At 31.6% G+C, this 18328-nt stretch carries 16 protein-coding genes and 1 pseudogene; 15 read left to right on the top strand and 2 right to left on the bottom strand.

Annotated elements, in window-relative coordinates:
- The first annotated feature begins 109 nt into the window (after positions 1-109).
- The 5 genes from glpK to hfq all read left to right on the top strand — a co-directional run bounded on the left by glpK (position 110) and on the right by hfq (position 5823).
- On the top strand, positions 110-1609 hold the full coding sequence (gene glpK / locus ACZ267_RS03970; RefSeq protein WP_002465648.1) for a glycerol kinase GlpK: 1500 nt from the start codon (positions 110-112) through the stop codon (positions 1607-1609).
- 172 nt (positions 1610-1781) lie between these two features.
- Complete coding sequence (locus ACZ267_RS03965; protein WP_015365055.1) at positions 1782-3455, top strand: glycerol-3-phosphate dehydrogenase/oxidase; 1674 nt, start codon at positions 1782-1784, stop codon at positions 3453-3455.
- Positions 3456-3697: 242 nt separating this feature from the next.
- Entirely contained in the window at positions 3698-4633 is a 936-nt protein-coding gene (locus ACZ267_RS03960) for an alpha/beta hydrolase (protein WP_015365054.1), read from the top strand.
- 1 nt (position 4634) lies between these two features.
- Positions 4635-5633: a tRNA (adenosine(37)-N6)-dimethylallyltransferase MiaA gene (miaA, locus tag ACZ267_RS03955; RefSeq protein WP_019235885.1), complete on the top strand. Its 999-nt coding sequence runs from the start codon at positions 4635-4637 to the stop codon at positions 5631-5633.
- Positions 5587-5823, top strand: coding sequence for an RNA chaperone Hfq (hfq, locus tag ACZ267_RS03950; protein WP_079448994.1), 237 nt, complete (start codon positions 5587-5589; stop codon positions 5821-5823). The genes miaA and hfq overlap by 47 nt, the downstream gene beginning before the upstream one ends.
- 222 nt (positions 5824-6045) lie before the next feature.
- On the opposite strand, the gene ACZ267_RS03945 is transcribed toward hfq, so the two are convergent.
- Complete coding sequence (locus ACZ267_RS03945) at positions 6046-6522, bottom strand: glutathione peroxidase (protein ID WP_002451266.1); 477 nt, start codon at positions 6520-6522, stop codon at positions 6046-6048.
- Positions 6523-6631: 109 nt separating this feature from the next.
- Between ACZ267_RS03945 and hflX the strand changes: the two genes are divergently transcribed.
- The 6 genes and pseudogenes from hflX (at position 6632) to ACZ267_RS03915 (ending at position 13508) form a co-directional block, all read left to right on the top strand.
- Complete coding sequence (gene hflX, locus ACZ267_RS03940) at positions 6632-7873, top strand: GTPase HflX (protein ID WP_002466639.1); 1242 nt, start codon at positions 6632-6634, stop codon at positions 7871-7873.
- Positions 7874-7889: 16 nt separating this feature from the next.
- Positions 7890-9128, top strand: coding sequence for a methionine gamma-lyase family protein (locus ACZ267_RS03935; protein ID WP_002466636.1), 1239 nt, complete (start codon positions 7890-7892; stop codon positions 9126-9128).
- Between the two features lie 377 nt (positions 9129-9505).
- A complete protein-coding gene (locus ACZ267_RS03930) occupies positions 9506-9871 on the top strand; it encodes a MerR family transcriptional regulator (protein WP_015365050.1) in 366 nt (121 codons plus the stop codon).
- A gap of 19 nt (positions 9872-9890) precedes the next feature.
- The gene (gene glnA, locus ACZ267_RS03925; RefSeq protein ID WP_079448995.1) at positions 9891-11231 is read left to right on the top strand and encodes a type I glutamate--ammonia ligase; all 1341 of its coding nucleotides are present in this window, start codon (positions 9891-9893) and stop codon (positions 11229-11231) included.
- 657 nt (positions 11232-11888) lie between these two features.
- Positions 11889-12872, top strand: a pseudogene (locus ACZ267_RS03920) (minor capsid protein); the annotation flags it as partial.
- A gap of 276 nt (positions 12873-13148) precedes the next feature.
- Positions 13149-13508, top strand: coding sequence for a capsid assembly scaffolding protein Gp46 family protein (locus tag ACZ267_RS03915; protein ID WP_002467194.1), 360 nt, complete (start codon positions 13149-13151; stop codon positions 13506-13508).
- Between the two features lie 69 nt (positions 13509-13577).
- Here the strand turns inward: ACZ267_RS03915 and ACZ267_RS03910 are convergent, their stop codons facing one another.
- The gene (locus tag ACZ267_RS03910) at positions 13578-14603 is read right to left on the bottom strand and encodes a threonine aldolase family protein (RefSeq protein WP_079448997.1); all 1026 of its coding nucleotides are present in this window, start codon (positions 14601-14603) and stop codon (positions 13578-13580) included.
- Positions 14604-14831: 228 nt separating this feature from the next.
- On the opposite strand from ACZ267_RS03910, the gene ACZ267_RS03905 reads away from it, so the two are divergent.
- The 4 genes from ACZ267_RS03905 (at position 14832) to ACZ267_RS03890 (ending at position 18311) form a co-directional block, all read left to right on the top strand.
- Positions 14832-15035: a hypothetical protein gene (locus ACZ267_RS03905; RefSeq protein ID WP_015365046.1), complete on the top strand. Its 204-nt coding sequence runs from the start codon at positions 14832-14834 to the stop codon at positions 15033-15035.
- A gap of 30 nt (positions 15036-15065) precedes the next feature.
- Positions 15066-16547: a cardiolipin synthase gene (gene cls, locus ACZ267_RS03900; RefSeq protein WP_015365045.1), complete on the top strand. Its 1482-nt coding sequence runs from the start codon at positions 15066-15068 to the stop codon at positions 16545-16547.
- Between the two features lie 160 nt (positions 16548-16707).
- Positions 16708-17580, top strand: coding sequence for an ABC transporter ATP-binding protein (locus ACZ267_RS03895; protein ID WP_015365044.1), 873 nt, complete (start codon positions 16708-16710; stop codon positions 17578-17580).
- Positions 17580-18311 carry an ABC transporter permease gene (locus ACZ267_RS03890; protein ID WP_015365043.1) on the top strand — a complete coding sequence of 244 codons (732 nt, stop codon included), beginning with the start codon at positions 17580-17582 and terminating at the stop codon, positions 18309-18311. The genes ACZ267_RS03895 and ACZ267_RS03890 overlap by 1 nt, the downstream gene beginning before the upstream one ends.
- Positions 18312-18328 lie beyond the last annotated feature (17 nt).

The raw sequence follows: 18328 nt of genomic DNA, 5'->3' as shown, positions 1-18328 counted from the left end.
TATTAAAAAATTGCATATAAATTAACATGATGTGTTGATATATGATATAAGTAATTATCATTAAAATACTTTAAATAATATTGAAGACATCAAAAGGAGTCAAATACCTATGGAAAAATACATTTTATCAATAGACCAAGGAACAACTAGTTCAAGAGCTATTTTATTCAATAAAGATGGCGAAATTAAAGGTGTAGCACAAAGAGAATTTAAACAACACTTCCCACAATCAGGTTGGGTAGAGCATGATGCGAATGAAATTTGGACTTCAGTGTTATCTGTTATGGCAGAAGTAATGAACGAACATAACATTAGAGCAGAACAAATCGAAGGTATTGGTATTACAAACCAACGTGAGACAACAGTTGTTTGGGATAAAAATACTGGTCGACCAATTTACCATGCAATTGTTTGGCAATCTCGTCAAACTCAAAGTATTTGCCAAGAATTGAAAGATCAAGGTCATGAAGCATTATTCCGTGACAAAACCGGTTTATTATTAGACCCATATTTTGCAGGAACAAAAGTCAAATGGATTTTAGATAATGTTGATGGTGCACGTGAAAAAGCTGATAATGGCGATTTACTATTTGGAACAATTGATTCTTGGTTAGTATGGAAATTATCTGGTAAAGAAGCACATATCACAGACTATACAAACGCAAGTCGTACATTAATGTTCAATATCCATGACTTAAAATGGGATAAAGAATTATTAGATATTTTAGAAGTACCTGAAAGTATGCTACCTGAAGTTAAACCTTCAAGTGAAGTTTATGCACATACAGTTGATTATCATTTCTTTGGTCAAAACGTACCAATTGCAGGTATCGCTGGTGACCAACAAGCTGCCTTATTTGGTCAAGCATGTTTCGACAAAGGTGACGTGAAAAATACTTATGGTACTGGTGGATTCATGTTAATGAACACTGGTGAAGAAGCAGTTAAATCTGACAGCGGATTATTAACTACTATCGCATATGGTATTGATGGTAAAGTAAACTACGCTTTAGAAGGTTCTATCTTTGTTTCAGGTTCAGCTATTCAGTGGTTACGTGATGGATTAAGAATGATTAATTCAGCACCACAAACTGAAAACTATGCGACTAGAGTAGACTCAACTGAAGGTGTATACGTTGTACCAGCATTTGTTGGATTAGGAACACCTTACTGGGATTCTGAAGCTAGAGGCGCTATCTTTGGATTAACTCGTGGTACTGAAAAAGAACACTTCATTCGTGCAACATTAGAATCACTATGTTATCAAACTCGCGATGTAATGGAAGCAATGTCTAAAGATTCAGGTATCGAAGTTCAAAACTTACGAGTTGATGGTGGCGCAGTTAAAAATAACTTTATCATGCAATTCCAAGCAGATATTGTTAATACACCTGTAGAAAGACCTGAAATTCAAGAAACAACGGCACTTGGTGCTGCATACTTAGCAGGTTTAGCAGTTGGATTCTGGGAAAGTAAAGATGACATTGCTAACAGATGGAAACTTGAAGAAGAATTTGAACCAAAAATGGAAGAAGAACAACGTACTAAGCTTTATAAAGGTTGGAAAAAGGCTGTAGAAGCTACACAAGTATTTAAATTAGAAGATTAGTCTTTGGCAAATTAATAAATTGTAAGCATGAGATAGACTAGATTTTCTTATTTATGTTATACTTGAAACAAGTTAATAAGGAAATCGAGAAATGAGAGATTTATTCGTACAATTAAATGGTAATTGTGGGATAAGTCTCTCTTTTTTTATACTAAATAGGAGGCGTTGAATTATGGGTTTATCAACACTAAAAAGGGATCACATTAAGAGAAATTTAAAGAATGAAGAATATGACGTTGTTATTATTGGTGGCGGAATTACAGGTGCAGGTATTGCATTAGATGCTAGTAATCGTGGCATGAAAGTTGCTTTAGTAGAAATGCAAGACTTCGCTCAAGGGACTAGTTCACGTTCTACAAAATTAGTACATGGTGGGTTACGTTATTTAAAACAACTACAAGTAGGCGTTGTAGCTGAAACTGGTAAAGAACGTGCAATTGTTTATGAAAATGGTCCACATGTAACAACACCAGAATGGATGTTATTACCTATGCATAAAGGTGGTACATTTGGTAAATTTACAACTGCCATTGGTTTAACAATGTATGATCGTTTAGCAGGTGTTAAAAAATCTGAACGTAAAAAAATGCTTTCTAAACAAGATACAATTAATAAAGAGCCTTTAGTGAAGCAAGATGGATTAAAAGGTGGCGGTTATTACGTTGAATACCGTACAGATGATGCAAGATTAACTATTGAAGTGATGAAAAAAGCAGCTGAAAAAGGTGCTGAAATCATTAACTATACAAAATCAGAACACTTTACTTACGATTCAAATAAAAAAGTAAATGGTATTGAAGTAGTAGATATGATTGATAATGAAACATATCCTATCAAAGCTAAAAAAGTAATCAATGCATCAGGACCTTGGGTAGATGAAGTAAGAAGCGGTGACTATGCACGTAATAACAAACAATTACGTTTGACAAAAGGTGTTCACGTGGTTATCGATCAATCTAAATTCCCATTACAACAAGCAGTTTACTTTGATACAGAAAAAGATGGTCGAATGATTTTTGCGATTCCTAGAGAAGGGAAAGCATATGTAGGTACTACAGATACTTTCTATGATAATGAAAAAGCAACACCATTAACAACGCAAGAAGATAGAGATTATTTAATAGATGCGATTAATTACATGTTCCCAACAGTTGATGTAAAAGATGAAGACATCGAATCAACATGGGCTGGTGTACGTCCATTAATTTTAGAAGAAGGTAAAGACCCTTCAGAAATCTCTCGTAAAGACGAAGTATGGGAAGGCGAGTCTGGCTTATTAACAATCGCGGGTGGTAAATTAACAGGATACCGTCATATGGCGTTAGAAATTGTTGATTTATTAGCTAAACGTCTAAAAAAAGAATATGGTTTAACATTCAAACCATGTGCGACTAAAGAATTGAAAATTTCTGGTGGTGACGTTGGTGGTAGTAAAAACTTTGACCACTTTGTTAAACAAAAAGTAGACGCTGCTAAAGGTTTTGGTATTGATGAAGATGTAGCATACCGTTTAGCAAGTAAATACGGTTCAAATGTTGATGATTTATTCAACATTGCTCAAACTGCGCAATACCATACTAGTAAATTACCATTAGAAATCTATGTAGAATTAATTTATGGTATCCAACAAGAAATGGTATTTAAACCAACTGACTTCCTTGTACGTAGATCAGGTAAATTATACTTCAATATTGATGATGTATTACAATATAAAGATGCAGTTATCGATGTATTAGCAGATATGCTTCAATATAGTGAAGGTCAAAAACAAGCTTATACTGATGAAGTGAATAAAGCGATTGATGAAGCACAATCTGGTAACAACCAACCAGCAGTTAAAGAATAATTAAAATTAATTTTAAACTACTAACATTGAGTTTTTTATCTCAATGTTAGTAGTTTTTTTTATATGAAATGTTATATTTGTCATACATGCTTATGAGCCAAAAAATATATCTGAATGTGAATTGTTAACTCAATATGCATACAATTTGATTCCGATGTTATCAAAAGGTATATTGAATATAATATGTATGTTTATATTAATAAACATGATTAATGAAGATAAGAAGTTTTGGGGGTATATGCGTGAGTCAAAGTCAATTCAACATTACAGTCAAAGATGGAACAATGATTGAAGTGAAAATAGATAAAGCTAATAATGAAACGATTGGTATTGTCCATCTTTTTCATGGTATGGCTGAACATATGGATCGATATAATGAGTTAGTTAAAGCATTAAATTTACAAGGATATGATGTGCTCAGACATAATCATAGAGGTCACGGTAAAAATATAGATGAAAATGAAAGAGGCCACTTCAATGATATGACACAGGTTGTTGACGATGCATACGAAATAGTAGAAACCATTTATGATAGCCATTTTGAACTACCTTATATTGTGTTAGGTCATTCAATGGGGTCAATCATTGCAAGACTATTTGTAAAACAATACCCTCAATTTGCAAATGGTCTCATATTAACAGGCACAGGTATGTTTCCTAAATGGAAAGGCATACCCACTATGGTTTTATTGAAATTAATCACTATTATTTTAGGTAAAAGACGTCGAGTTAAATGGGTTAACCAATTAATGAATAAATCATTTACTAAAAAGATTGATCAACCTCAAACAGAAAGTGACTGGCTATCTACCAAAAGAGAAGAAGTGAACAAATTTATCGATGATGAATATTGTGGATTCAGAGTATCTAACCAACTGATTTATCAAACAGTTAAATATATGATGGACACTGCCAATGTTAAATCATTAAAGCAGATGAATCACAATCTACCTATACTATTAATTTCAGGCAAAGATGATCCCTTTGGAGAATATGGTAAAGGTGTTAAAAAACTAGGTAAGATTTATAAAAAAGCAGGAATCAAACACATAACTGTGCAATTATATAAAAATAAACGCCATGAAATATTATTTGAAGATGATTATTTAACAACTTGGCAACATATGTTTGAATGGATTAAAAAGCAAATATTAAAGAAAAATAAAGTGAGTGAATAAGATGAGTAATACAGATAAGCCATTTCTAGTTGTAATTGTAGGACCAACGGCGTCTGGAAAAACAGAATTAAGCATAGAATTAGCAAAACGATGTAATGGAGAAATTATTAGTGGCGACTCTATGCAAGTATATAAACAAATGGATATTGGTACTGCTAAAGTTATAAAAGAAGAAATGGACGGTATTCCCCATCATATGATTGATATATTGAATCCTGATGACACATTTTCTGCTTATGATTTCAAACAACGAGCAGAAAAGTGTATCAATGATATTATTCAAAGAGGTAAGACACCGATTGTTGCTGGTGGAACTGGATTATATATTCAATCTTTACTTTATAATTATCAATTTGAAGATGAAACCGTTTCAGAAGAGAAAATGAAAGAGGTTAAATCTAAATTAAATGAATTGGCGAATTTAAATAATAATGAATTACATGAATATCTTAATTCATTTGATCCTGAATCAGCTGACAATATACACCCTAATAACAGAAAAAGAGTATTGAGAGCGATAGAATATTATTTAAAAACAAAAAAACTTTTAAGTTATCGCAAGAAAGTTCAACAATTCACTGAAAATTATGATACATTATTAGTAGGGATTGAAATGTCGCGTGAAACATTATATGAAAAAATAAATAAACGTGTTGATATTATGTTGAGCCACGGATTATTTAATGAAGTGCAACACTTAGTTGAACAAGGCTATGAGTCAAGTCAAAGTATGCAAGCAATTGGGTATAAAGAATTAATACCTGTTGTAAAAGGGAATATGGATTTACAGTCAGCTATTGATAAGTTAAAACAGAATTCGCGAAAGTACGCGAAACGTCAATTGACTTGGTTTAAGAATAAAATGAACGTTCACTGGTTAGATAGAGAAAATATGTCACTTCAAATGATGTTAGATGAGATTACACCCCAAATAAATAAAAGGAGTACTGAACATGATTGCAAACGAAAACATCCAAGATCAAGCACTAGAGAACTTTAAATCAGAAAAAACAGAAGTCACTGTGTTCTTTCTAAATGGTTTCCAAATGAAAGGAACAATTGAAGATTTCGACAGCCAAGTGATTCGTTTAGTTTCACAAGGAAAACAACATCTGATTTACAAACATGCGATCAGCACTTTCATTATTGATGATGAAAACGAATCAGCATCAGAAACATCTGAAGAATAAGACATAATTGAAGTGCAGTAAAGCACAAATCAAAATGAACGTCGCAATAGTTACATAGAAGAGAAAAAGATTTATTGGTTCTAATTAGTGCTTTATCGTATTAAAGATTGTAATTCAAAAAAGCTTCATTTAAAGTAAGCATTCGCGTTTATCTTGTCGCCTTTGCTCATCACTTTAAATGAAGCTTTTTCATGTTAAATTTATTAGTTCAAGTTTGATATTTTATAGAAGTTTTTCGATTTCATTTTCTAATTGTGCAGGTTTCTTCTGCGGAGAAAAACGTTTAACTACATTACCGTCACGATCTATTAAAAACTTAGTGAAGTTCCACTTAATTTTTTCATTAAACATTCCTTGTTGTGCATCAGTAAGGAAGCGGAATAACGGATGTTGATGTTCTCCTTTAACATCAATTTTTTGATGGATAGGGAATGTTACACCGTAATTTAATTTACAGTTTTGAGCAGCTTCTTCACCCGATCCAGGTTCTTGACCACCAAATTGATTACAAGGAAAGCCTAAAATAATAAATTTTTGATCTTTATATTTTTCATAAAGCTTTTGTAACCCTTCAAATTGTGGTGTGAAACCACATTCACTTGCAGTATTTACGATTAACATCACATAATCTTTATAATCTTCTAACTTATATGTTTCTCCTGTATTCTTTTCAACAACGAAGTCATATATATTTTCCATAAGATCACCCTTTCGAATTAATTACAATTTAACATAATATTGACGAATAGTCTTTATATTGGCACTATGATAAAATATTTAAGAACTAAAATAAAAGGAGATGTATATCATGGCACAGCTATCAACACATGATACAAAGAAAAAATTAGAAACGGCTGTACTAATCGGTGTACATGCTCAAAACGATAATGAATTTAATTTTGAATCTACTATGGAAGAATTAGAAGCGCTCTCAGAGACATGCCAATTAAATGTTAAAGGTCAAATCACTCAAAACCGTGAACAAGTTGATCACAAATACTATGTTGGTAAAGGTAAAATTGAAGAAATTCAAGCTTTTATAGAATTCCATGATATAGATGTCGTTGTGACTAATGATGAATTAACGACAGCTCAATCTAAAACATTAAATGGCAATTTGGGCATAAAAATTATCGATAGAACACAGCTAATCCTTGAAATTTTTGCTTTAAGAGCAAAAAGTAGAGAAGGTAAGCTACAAGTAGAATTAGCACAATTAGACTATTTATTACCACGATTACAGGGACATGGTCGTAGTTTATCAAGACTTGGTGGTGGCATTGGTACACGTGGTCCAGGTGAGACGAAGCTAGAAATGGATCGTCGACATATCCGTACAAGAATGAATGAAATCAAGCATCAATTACAAACTGTTGTTGAGCACAGAGACAGATACCGTAGTAAACGTGAACAGAATCAAGTCTTTCAAATTGCATTAGTAGGATACACTAATGCTGGTAAATCATCATGGTTTAATGTGTTAGCCAATGAAACAACATATGAACAAAATCAATTGTTTGCAACATTAGATCCTAAAACTCGGCAGATACAAATCAATGAAGGATTTAATTTAATTATTTCGGATACAGTTGGATTTATTCAAAAATTACCTACAACGCTAGTAGCTGCATTTAAATCAACTTTAGAAGAAGCTAAAGGTGCAGATTTACTTTTACATGTGGTAGATGCAAGTCATCCGGAGTATCGCTCTCAATATGATACTGTCAATCAACTTATTAAGCAGCTAGATATGAATCAAATTCCACAATCAGTGATTTTTAATAAAAAGGATCAATGTCCAAGTAATATGGACTTACCAGTTTCTGAACAACCTTATGTATTTGTTTCAAGTAGAGATGAATCAGATAAAGATAAAGTGAAAAATTTATTAATCAATCAAATTAAGCATAGTTTAACGTATTACGAGGAGACAGTACCAAGTTCGGATGCAGATCGACTTTATTTCTTAAAACAACATACACTCGTCAGTGAACTCAATTTCAATGAAAAAGACGAGTCTTATGAAATTAAAGGATATAAAAAAATATAAAAAGGAAGTTAGCAAGATGACAGATATGAGAAGTCTTATTGAAGATGTAGAATCTACATTGACACCGTACTTTAAAGATATTGAACGCATTGCTTTGATTAATCAAGAAAAGGTATTAGATGCGTTTCATGCAGTTAAAGCTACAGAAAGTGATTTATTAGGAACAACTGGCTATGGATATGATGATTTTGGACGTGATCATTTAGAAGAAATTTATGCAAGAACATTTAAAGCAGAAGATGCCATTGTAAGACCACAAATTATTTCTGGAACACATGCCATTACCTTGGCTTTACAAAGTAATTTGAAATACGGTGATGAATTATTATATATCACGGGTAGTCCATACGATACATTATTAGAAGTTATCGGAGTAAACGGCAATGGCATTGAGAGTTTAAAGGAACATGGTGTTTCATATAATGAAGTAGCATTAGCAGAGGGTAAAATTGATATACCTAGCGTTCTAAATGCAATTAATGATCGAACTAAAGTCGTTGCTATCCAACGTTCCAAAGGTTATGATCAACGACCTTCAATACCTGTTGATGAAATTAAAGAAGCGATTTCGGCAATTAAAGCACAATATCCGAATGTCATTATCTTTGTCGATAATTGTTATGGAGAATTTGTTGAAGAACAAGAACCTACAGAAGTTGGCGCTGATATAATTGCAGGTTCACTCATTAAAAATCCTGGTGGTGGATTAGCTAAAATAGGCGGCTATATCGCTGGTAATAAGGATTTAATTGAGCGTTGTGGTTATAGATTAACTGCACCAGGTATTGGTAAAGAAGCAGGCGCATCTTTAAATTCACTACAAGAAATGTATCAAGGATTTTTCCTAGCACCTCACGTCGTCAGCCAAAGTTTAAAGGGGGCTTTATTTACGAGTCTGTTACTTGAAAAATTAAATATGACTACAACACCTAAGTATAACGTTAAACGTACAGACCTAATCCAAACTGTGACATTTGAAACAAAAGAACAAATGATATCATTTTGTCAAAGTATCCAACATGCATCACCAATCAATGCACATTTTAGCCCAGAGCCGAGTTATATGCCAGGCTATGAAGATGACGTTATTATGGCTGCGGGTACTTTCATTCAAGGTTCATCAATTGAATTGTCTGCTGATGGTCCTATACGTGAACCATATGAAGCATATGTTCAAGGTGGTTTAACATATGAACATGTTAAATTAGCTGTTACACGTGCAGTCACTCAATTAAAAGAACAAGGACTTGTTTAATTTGATATTAGGAGAGGGACAGAAATCATAAAGAACCACTAATCTTATATGTAGTGGTTCTTACGCATTAGCCACAGCTAATGTGTACATTAAAATAGAAATACATGAGTGAAACACATGCATAAGAAATACTAATTTCTAAAGAAAAAGTATTTCTTTATTGTTGTCCCACCATGTTTCAGTTTTTTTATCAGAAAATTTTAAAATTTATTCAGAAATTTTTGTGAATGTTGTTACGTGGTGGTATTTCAATGCTTCTAAAATGCTGTCATATCAATGGTTTCACTTATCATGTCAGAAAACCTAACATATTTTTGTAATCTGAGCTAAACTATGCTAAATTAAGTACAAGTTCAAAAGTGGAGGAGATGTTAGCGATGTCTAATGATTCTATTAGAAGAAACATGGCTGTATTCTCCATGAGTGTAGTCAGTAAATTAACAGAATTAAGTCCAAGACAAATTCGTTATTATGAGACACATGAACTTGTTAAGCCGGAAAGAACTGAGGGAAATAAGAGATTATTTTCACTGAATGATTTGGAAAGATTATTAGAAATTAAATCTTTAATTGAAAAAGGCTTTAATATTAAAGGTATTAAACAAATTATTCATAATCAAGAGAATCACTTATCATCAGACGAACATGAAACTAGAAAGAAAATGATTGTAGATGCAACTCAAAAACCATACGGTGAAACATTGCCGATAAATCGAGGAGATTTATCCCGATTTATAAAATAAAATTTGGAGGATTTCAAGTATGCCAAAACGTAGTTTTACAAAAGACGATATTCGTAAGTTTGCTGAAGAAGAAAACGTGAGATATTTAAGATTACAATTCACTGATATTTTAGGAACAATTAAAAATGTTGAAGTACCAGTAAGTCAATTAGAAAAAGTTTTAGATAACGAAATGATGTTTGACGGATCATCAATCGAAGGTTTCGTACGTATTGAAGAATCAGATATGTACTTACACCCTGACTTAGATACTTGGGTTATCTTCCCATGGACAGCTGGTCAAGGTAAAGTTGCACGTCTAATCTGTGACGTATTCAAAACAGATGGTACACCATTCGAAGGTGACCCTCGTGCAAACTTAAAACGCATCTTAAGAGAAATGGAAGATTTAGGTTTCACAGACTTCAACTTAGGGCCTGAACCAGAATTCTTCTTATTCAAATTAGATGACAAAGGTGAACCTACATTAGAATTAAATGATGATGGTGGATACTTCGACTTAGCACCTACGGATTTAGGTGAAAACTGCCGTCGTGACATCGTTCTTGAATTAGAGGACATGGGCTTTGATATTGAAGCAAGTCACCATGAGGTTGCGCCAGGTCAACACGAAATCGACTTTAAATATGCAGATGCAGTAACAGCGTGTGATAACATCCAAACATTCAAATTGGTAGTTAAAACAATCGCTCGTAAACATAACTTGCATGCAACATTTATGCCAAAACCATTATTTGGTGTAAACGGAAGCGGAATGCACTTCAACGTATCATTATTTAAAGGTAAAGAAAATGCATTCTATGATCCAAATGGCGAAATGGAATTAACTGATACAGCATACCAATTCACTGCAGGTATTCTTAAAAATGCACGTGGATTCACAGCAGTATGTAACCCATTAGTAAACTCTTATAAACGTTTAGTACCAGGTTACGAAGCACCATGTTATATTGCATGGAGTGGTAAAAACCGTTCACCATTAGTACGTGTACCATCATCAAGAGGTTTATCTACTCGTGTTGAAGTACGTTCAGTTGACCCAGCAGCTAACCCATACATGGCACTAGCAGCAATCTTAGAAGCTGGATTAGACGGTATCAAAAACAAATTAAAAGTTCCTAAACCAGTAAACCAAAACATTTATGAAATGAATCGTGAAGAACGTGAAGCTGTTGGTATCCAAGATTTACCATCAACTTTATACACTGCGTTAAAATCAATGCGTGAAAATCCAACAATCAAAAAAGCGTTAGGTAATCATATCTATAACCAATTCATCAATTCAAAATCAATTGAATGGGATTATTACAGAACTCAAGTTTCTGAATGGGAACGCGAGCAATATATGAAACAATACTAAAACGCTAAACAACATTGGGGAATGTCGTTATATCAAGGGCTAGAGTAATTTTGCTTTAGCTCTTTTTTGTTTGATGGGGTGGACAATACAAGTTATGTAGAATTGTGTTTAGATTGTTGTCCACTTATTGTCCACCTCTCTCGTTAAAAATGAAATCAAAGAATTTTTAATGAACTTAAGACAATTAACTTTTACTATAAATATCAATGAGGCAAGAAATAAAAAGTTAGTATGACTCAATTATTGTCTTAGTGAACGAAATAATAATTTAAAAATAAGAACACAAAAATAGATTGATAATAGATATCAAGTAATTAATATAAAATAAAAGAAAGGTAGACATTAATTATATATAAACCGATGTCATGGTAAATAATTATGAAAGTAACGATTACAGTACGGAAAACGACAAAACAAGAGAAATTAGATTTTTTAAAAGGGGCACTTCTCTTAATTGGAATTATACTTTTAATAAAATATTTAATTTAGTTTGAATAAGCTATATGATCATTGAACTATTTGGAAATGGTTTAATTTAAATTTTGCCATAAGTGAATACTGTATTTATCCCAAGACGTATCTAACTAGATGCGTCTTTTCAAATGTAAAAAGCGATAAGGTCTTAAAGACATCATACAAAACGAAACCTTTCCTCATGTAATGACTAAATTAGAACGTGTGACGAGTCATGTCGTTATTCGTAGACGTCATCCAAATGAATTCGTATCTGAATTAAAAAAACAATTCAACTCAACTACTTATAACGCCAGTCGATTGTTAGTCACTGAATCAGCACGTGTTCAAGCAGAATCACAAAAGTTAACTTATCTTAAAGAACTTGGTGAAGATGGCGAATATAAATATGTGGCCAAAATAGATAAGAAAACATCTAAACTATGTCACTCATTAAATGGTAAAGTATTTAAAGTTAAAGATATGATTCCAGGTGTAAATGCGCCACCTATGCATCCATGGTGTAGAAGTACCACAGTGCCACATGTAGGTAATTGGCGAGAGAAATTCTTTAAAGAGCGTAAAGGTAAATATCAAGTAGAAGATGATACAACCAAAGATGAATTACAACAAGCTAAAGTATTAGGAAAGAAAATATATATTACTGATCAAGCAATTGATAAGGTCAGATATGTTGATATACCAACACATACCAAAGAAGAAAATCAATTTATACAAGAACAACATAAAGCCTTACTTAAAGAGGCCAAAGAAAACAATGATAGCAATGAAGTAGCTTATTTATTAAAAGATGGTAAAGTTACAAAAGTATATGGTGATCAAGATAGTGTATCCTTTGTACCAGGGGAAAAAGCAACAGAATTGTTATTTAACAGTAAACCTAATTCAATTATTATGTTACATAACCATCCTGGACAATCAGGATTTTCATTAAATAATTTAGGTTTATACATAAAGCAAAATTCTGTGCAAACTATCACTATTGTAACTAATAAAAGTCAAGTTAAATATATTACAAAAACAAATAAATATATTAGTAGCGTTGCCGTTGATTTATTGACTAAACATTTTTATAATAAAAATGAAAGATTAATAAAAGAAAAGGAAATCGAAAATTATCTTAAGGATTTACATCAAATAAAGATGATTAATTACAATGTGAGGTGATTTAAATGTACACTTATCAACTTGATGGTAGCTGTTCAATCAATGAAATGATTGATGATTTAAAAGAAAACGTTAAAAAAGAATCCAGTGAAGCTAAAATAAAATCATCTGATTAAAGCATCCTTTCTACACAAATAAATAGAAAGTGGTGCTATTTTTATACACTTTTTTAACCTTCCATTGTGAAGGTTATTTTTTATTGTCCAAAACGTGCTGATGACATTTAAAAGCAAGTATGGAATAACAGTCGACAGACTATAAACGGAGGTATATCTCATGGAGAATAATCAAAGTAATATTACTGAAGAACCTAAGAACAATGAGGAATTAAACAACAGTGATGAACAATCACAACAAACTGAGAAAACATTTTCTCAAGAAGAAGTATCGCAATTGATTAAAGAGCGTATAGCTAGAGAACGTAAAAAGTCAGATGAACGTATTAAAGATGCCGTTCAAGAAGCTGAGAAATTAGCCAAGATGAATCGTGATCAGAAGAATCAATATGAACTTGAAAAAGTTCTGAAAGAAAATCAAGAACTCAAAGCAGAAAAAGCTTTGAATCAAATGAAAGATGAAACACGATCAATGCTTAAAGAAGCTAGTGTGGACAATGTTGATGACCAAGTAGTCTAAAAAATGTCTTCCGTGAATATATAATAAAAGCACCACTCTCTTAAAGAATGATGCTTTCAAAATGCTTATCTATATCAATTCTAATAATTGATTAATATTTTCTTCAGGTGTAGCCCAACTTGTCGCAAATCTAACTACTCGATGTTGATCATCATATTTTTCCCAAACGGCAAATTTTACTTTTTGTTTTAATTCATTAATTTTATCGTTACTTAAAATGAAGAATTGTTGGTTAGTAGGTGAATCAAAATATAGTCGGTATCCTTTTTTAAGGAAACCTTCTTTCATTTTATTGGCCATTTCAATCGCATGGCGGCTAATTTTGAAATATAAATCATCTGTAAATAATTCAAGAAATTGTATGCCGGTTAATCGTCCTTTAGCTAAAAGGGCGCCATGATGTTTAATACGTGTCGTAAAATGTTTGGGTTCGTTCTGCTTCGTAAATACAACTGCTTCTCCGCACAAAGCACCGATTTTAGTTCCACCAATATAAAAAATATCACAATAATTCGCAACGTCTTCGATAGTCATATCTGAATGATCACTCATTAAACCATAACCTAAGCGCGCACCGTCCATAAAAAGGGGTAGATTATGTTTTCGGCAAACGTTAGATAGTTCTTCTAATTCACTTTTTGAATATAATGTACCGTATTCAGTAGGATGGGAAATGTATACCATACCAGGAAAGACCATATGATCACGTTTAAAATCACTATTAAAGGTTTCAATATAATCTTCAACACCGTTGGCAGTGATTTTTCCTTCTGATGAAGGGATTGTCAGTACTTTATGTCCACTATATTCAATTGCGCCGCCTTCATGTACTGCAACATGACCAGTTTCGGCTGAGATAACACCTTCATAGCTTTCTAACATGGAGTTAATCACGACTTGATTTGTTTGCGTACCTCCTACTAAAAAACGAATCGTTGCATCAGGACATTTGATTTTATGTTTAATTTGTTGGATAGCTTGATCAGTAAATTGATCAAATCCATATCCTGGAGCTTGAATTCGATTTGTTTCAATTAAACGTTGTAAAACTTTTTCATGTGCACCTTCTAAATAGTCATTTTCAAAAGATAACATTTACTTTCCCTCCAATATTACAATGAATTACTTTCCTTAATTAGTTAGATTATTCTGATAACTAAGATGGATGAATATATTATATCTTACTTTAAATATATTTCAAATATATTCCGAGCAATATAATGTCGAAATATATTTAATTCCTTTTGTCGCTTTCGCTATTTATTGAATTATTTTTAGAAAAGCCGTATCATTTAATCAATAAAAAGAAAAGGGGATTAGAACATGGAACAAATTACATTTAAGACTTTTACAGAAAGTAGTTTAGAAAAATTAGAAAGTACTTTAAATGAATTTTTAAAATCAGAAGAAGGGGCAAATTATCGTTTGTTAAATGTTACAATTAAACAGACTGAAGAACAAAAGTTTCCAAATATTGAGGAAGATTTCACTGCTTTTGTGACTTTAGTCAAAAATGAGTCAAATTAAAAGATAATATGTCGTTAGGAGTATATGTTTATGGAATTAAAGTTTTCTCATGATTTGGGTATGCTTTTTACAATATTACTTGCAATAGGTTTTGTAATTAATGTTGTTTTAGCATTTATTATTATATTTTTGGAGAGAAATCGACGTAGTGCAAGCTCAACATGGGCATGGTTATTTGTACTATTTGTATTACCTTTAATTGGTTTTATCCTTTATTTATTCTTTGGTCGTACAGTGTCTAAACGTAAACTAGATAAAAATAATGGTAAAGAATTAGATGCATTTAATGAACTTATAGATAGACAAATTAAGGAATTTGATGAACACCAATATGGTACGGATAATCAATTAGTAGCGAAACACCATGACCTAGTACGAATGTTACTTATGAACCAAGATGGTTTTATTACTGAAAATAACCAACTTGATGTTTTTACAGATGGTCATGAATTGTATGATCAAATGTTAGAAGATATTCGAAATGCTAAAGATTATATTCATTTAGAATACTTTGGCTTCGAATTGGATGGCTTAGGTAAACGTATCATCAAAGCATTAGAGGAAAAACTGAAAGAAGGTTTAGAAGTCAAACTATTATATGACGATGTTGGTTCTAAAAAAGTTGGTAGGGCTAATTTTAAACACTTTAATGAATTAGGCGGAGAAGTTGAGGCATTTTTTGCTTCTAAATTACCAATTATCAATTTTAGAATGAACAACCGTAACCACCGTAAAATTGTAGTCATTGATGGACAAGTTGGCTATATAGGTGGCTTCAACGTCGGTGATGATTATCTTGGTTTAGGTAAATTAGGTTATTGGAGAGATACACATTTTAGAATTGCTGGAGACGCAGTTGATGGTTTACAAACTCGATTTATGATGGATTGGAACTCTCAAGCACATAGACCTCAATTTGAATATAACGATAAGTATTTTCCGAAAAAACATGTGCAAGATGGACATGTACCTATGCAAATTGTGGCAAGTAGTCCAGCAGAAGATTGGCATCAAATTGAATTTGGTTATACTAAAATGATTATGAAAGCGAAAAAGTCGATTTATATACAAACGCCTTATTTTATTCCAGATAATTCATATATCAATGCTTTGAAAATGGCAGCAGCGACTGGTATTGAGGTACATTTAATGATTCCTTGTAAGCCAGACCATCCATTTGTTTATTGGGCAACATTTGCGAATGCGGCACAATTATTAGAAAGTGGTGTCCATATTTATACATATGAAAATGGATTCCTACATTCTAAAGTATGTTTAATTGATGATGAGGTCGTGTCAGTCGGTTCAGCAAACATGGACTATAGAAGTTTTGAATTAAACTTTGAGGTTAATGCATTTGTATATGATAAAGAGATAGCTAAAAAAATCAAACAAGCTTATAAAGAAGATATAGAAAAATCAAAAGAGTTAACAGTAGAAAGTTATAGAAATCGTTCATTAACAATTAAAATTAAAGAAGATTTAGCTAAGTTAATCTCGCCAATATTATAATATAAAAATTCTGTCACTAAATGTGGCAGATTTTTTATTTATTATAATAATATTATGTCAACTATATGACAAATGTCATATCTAAATAATGACAAACGCTACTATTTTGAGTTATACAAAATTGATATTCTGTATTCAACTCAAAAAAGAGGTGGTACAAATGATAAAAATAAATCATTTAAGTAAACAATTTAACAATGTCAATGTACTTGAAAATATTAACTTAAATATAGAAGATGGTATTTGCACAGCACTCATTGGCAAAAATGGGGCAGGAAAATCAACATTAATCGATATTATTATTGGTAATAAAGCAATAGATTTTGGTGAAATCATTGATGAAAATAGTTTAATTAATAGAAAACATATGGCTGTTTTATATCAAAAAACACATTTTCCAAAATTAGTAAAAGTAAAAGAGTTATTTAATTTATATTGTAGTTTATATCAAGAGCATATTTCTAAAGAGGATTTTATGAATATCACTAACTTTGACGAACAATTGTTTAATCAATGGGCTTCAAAGCTTTCTGGTGGTCAACAAAGAATTTTAGATTTTGCCTTAACAGTTACTGGTAAACCAAAGTTGCTTGTATTAGATGAGCCAACTACCGCAATGGATATTGAAACGAGAGAACATTTTTGGAAAATAATCAATCGATTTAAAAGTGAAGGTATGACCATCTTATATACCACACATTATATAGAGGAAGTAGAAAGAATGGCAGATCAAATTGCTTTATTAGAAAATGGTCATATTAAAATTAAGGGAGATATAAATAAAATAAAGTCATTAGAAAAAACATCCTACATATATATTCCGCTTAAATATAAAGATGAAGTTCAAAAACTGGCTGTTAATTTTATATTCAAAAAATTAGAACAAAAGTTCGAAATTAAAACAAAACAAGTCAAGGACATATTAATAGAAATGATGAATCAGAATATTGATTTAAATGAAATTGAAATATATAAATCATCTCTATTAGAAGTGCTATTTAATAAGTCGAATATCAGTGAGGAGGAAATATAATGCTAATGTCTTATTTTACAATCGAATTTAAAGTCCTACTTAGAAAAAGATTATATTTAATCATGTCCATATGTTTACCACTATTTTTTTATCTTTTATTCACTTCTATATTAGATTTGCCTAAGTCTGAAAGAATAATATTTTATAAGGAATATATGTATAGTATGGTAGTATTTAGTTGTATGAACTTTTGTTTGATTTCATTTCCTGTTGATATGATTGAAGAAAGAACAAATGGGTGGTTTAAGCATCTTATGACCACACCTCTTAATATAACGTCATATTATTTGGTAAAAGTTAGTAAGACTACTTTTCAGTTTTTATTAGCTATTGTATTAATATTTGTAGTAGCACACTTTTATAATAACGTAAATATGGAAATGATACAGTGGATAAAATCTGCAGTTATATTATGGATAGGTGCTAGTTTGTTGTTAACATTAGGTTTAATTATTGCTCAATTTAACGATACTCAAAAAGCAAGCAGTATTGCTAACTTAATAGGTATAGGATTAGCGATTTTAGGAGGTTTATGGTTCCCAACTAACACATTCCCTGATTGGTTGCAAACTATTTCTAAATTAACACCTACTTATCATCTTAAACAATTGGCTTATCGTTTAAGTAAAGGTGATGGTATAGATTTTACTTCTTTTGGAATAATATTTTTTTATAGCGTGATATTTTTAATGATCGCATTATTGATTAATAAACAGAAAGCAGTGGATTAATATGACAAATGTATCCA

This window comes from Staphylococcus sp. AC872 (genome assembly GCF_979255425.1).
The sequence above is the reverse complement of the archived record's forward strand: the minus strand, read 5'-3'. Positions and strand labels throughout refer to the sequence as shown.

Bases quoted from the DNA above. Each gene is read 5' to 3' on its own strand.
- miaA (WP_019235885.1), top strand. From the start codon at position 4,635: ATGAGTAATACAGATAAGCCATTTCTAGTTGTAATTGTAGGACCAACG.
- ACZ267_RS03905 (WP_015365046.1), top strand. From the start codon at position 14,832: ATGGAACAAATTACATTTAAGACTTTTACAGAAAGTAGTTTAGAAAAA.
- cls (WP_015365045.1), top strand. From the start codon at position 15,066: ATGGAATTAAAGTTTTCTCATGATTTGGGTATGCTTTTTACAATATTA.
- ACZ267_RS03910 (WP_079448997.1), bottom strand. From the start codon at position 14,603: ATGTTATCTTTTGAAAATGACTATTTAGAAGGTGCACATGAAAAAGTT.
- hflX (WP_002466639.1), top strand. From the start codon at position 6,632: ATGGCACAGCTATCAACACATGATACAAAGAAAAAATTAGAAACGGCT.
- ACZ267_RS03930 (WP_015365050.1), top strand. From the start codon at position 9,506: ATGTCTAATGATTCTATTAGAAGAAACATGGCTGTATTCTCCATGAGT.
- ACZ267_RS03915 (WP_002467194.1), top strand. From the start codon at position 13,149: ATGGAGAATAATCAAAGTAATATTACTGAAGAACCTAAGAACAATGAG.
- hfq (WP_079448994.1), top strand. From the start codon at position 5,587: ATGATTGCAAACGAAAACATCCAAGATCAAGCACTAGAGAACTTTAAA.
- glpK (WP_002465648.1), top strand. From the start codon at position 110: ATGGAAAAATACATTTTATCAATAGACCAAGGAACAACTAGTTCAAGA.
- ACZ267_RS03945 (WP_002451266.1), bottom strand. From the start codon at position 6,522: ATGGAAAATATATATGACTTCGTTGTTGAAAAGAATACAGGAGAAACA.
- glnA (WP_079448995.1), top strand. From the start codon at position 9,891: ATGCCAAAACGTAGTTTTACAAAAGACGATATTCGTAAGTTTGCTGAA.
- ACZ267_RS03895 (WP_015365044.1), top strand. From the start codon at position 16,708: ATGATAAAAATAAATCATTTAAGTAAACAATTTAACAATGTCAATGTA.
- ACZ267_RS03890 (WP_015365043.1), top strand. From the start codon at position 17,580: ATGCTAATGTCTTATTTTACAATCGAATTTAAAGTCCTACTTAGAAAA.
- ACZ267_RS03935 (WP_002466636.1), top strand. From the start codon at position 7,890: ATGACAGATATGAGAAGTCTTATTGAAGATGTAGAATCTACATTGACA.
- ACZ267_RS03965 (WP_015365055.1), top strand. From the start codon at position 1,782: ATGGGTTTATCAACACTAAAAAGGGATCACATTAAGAGAAATTTAAAG.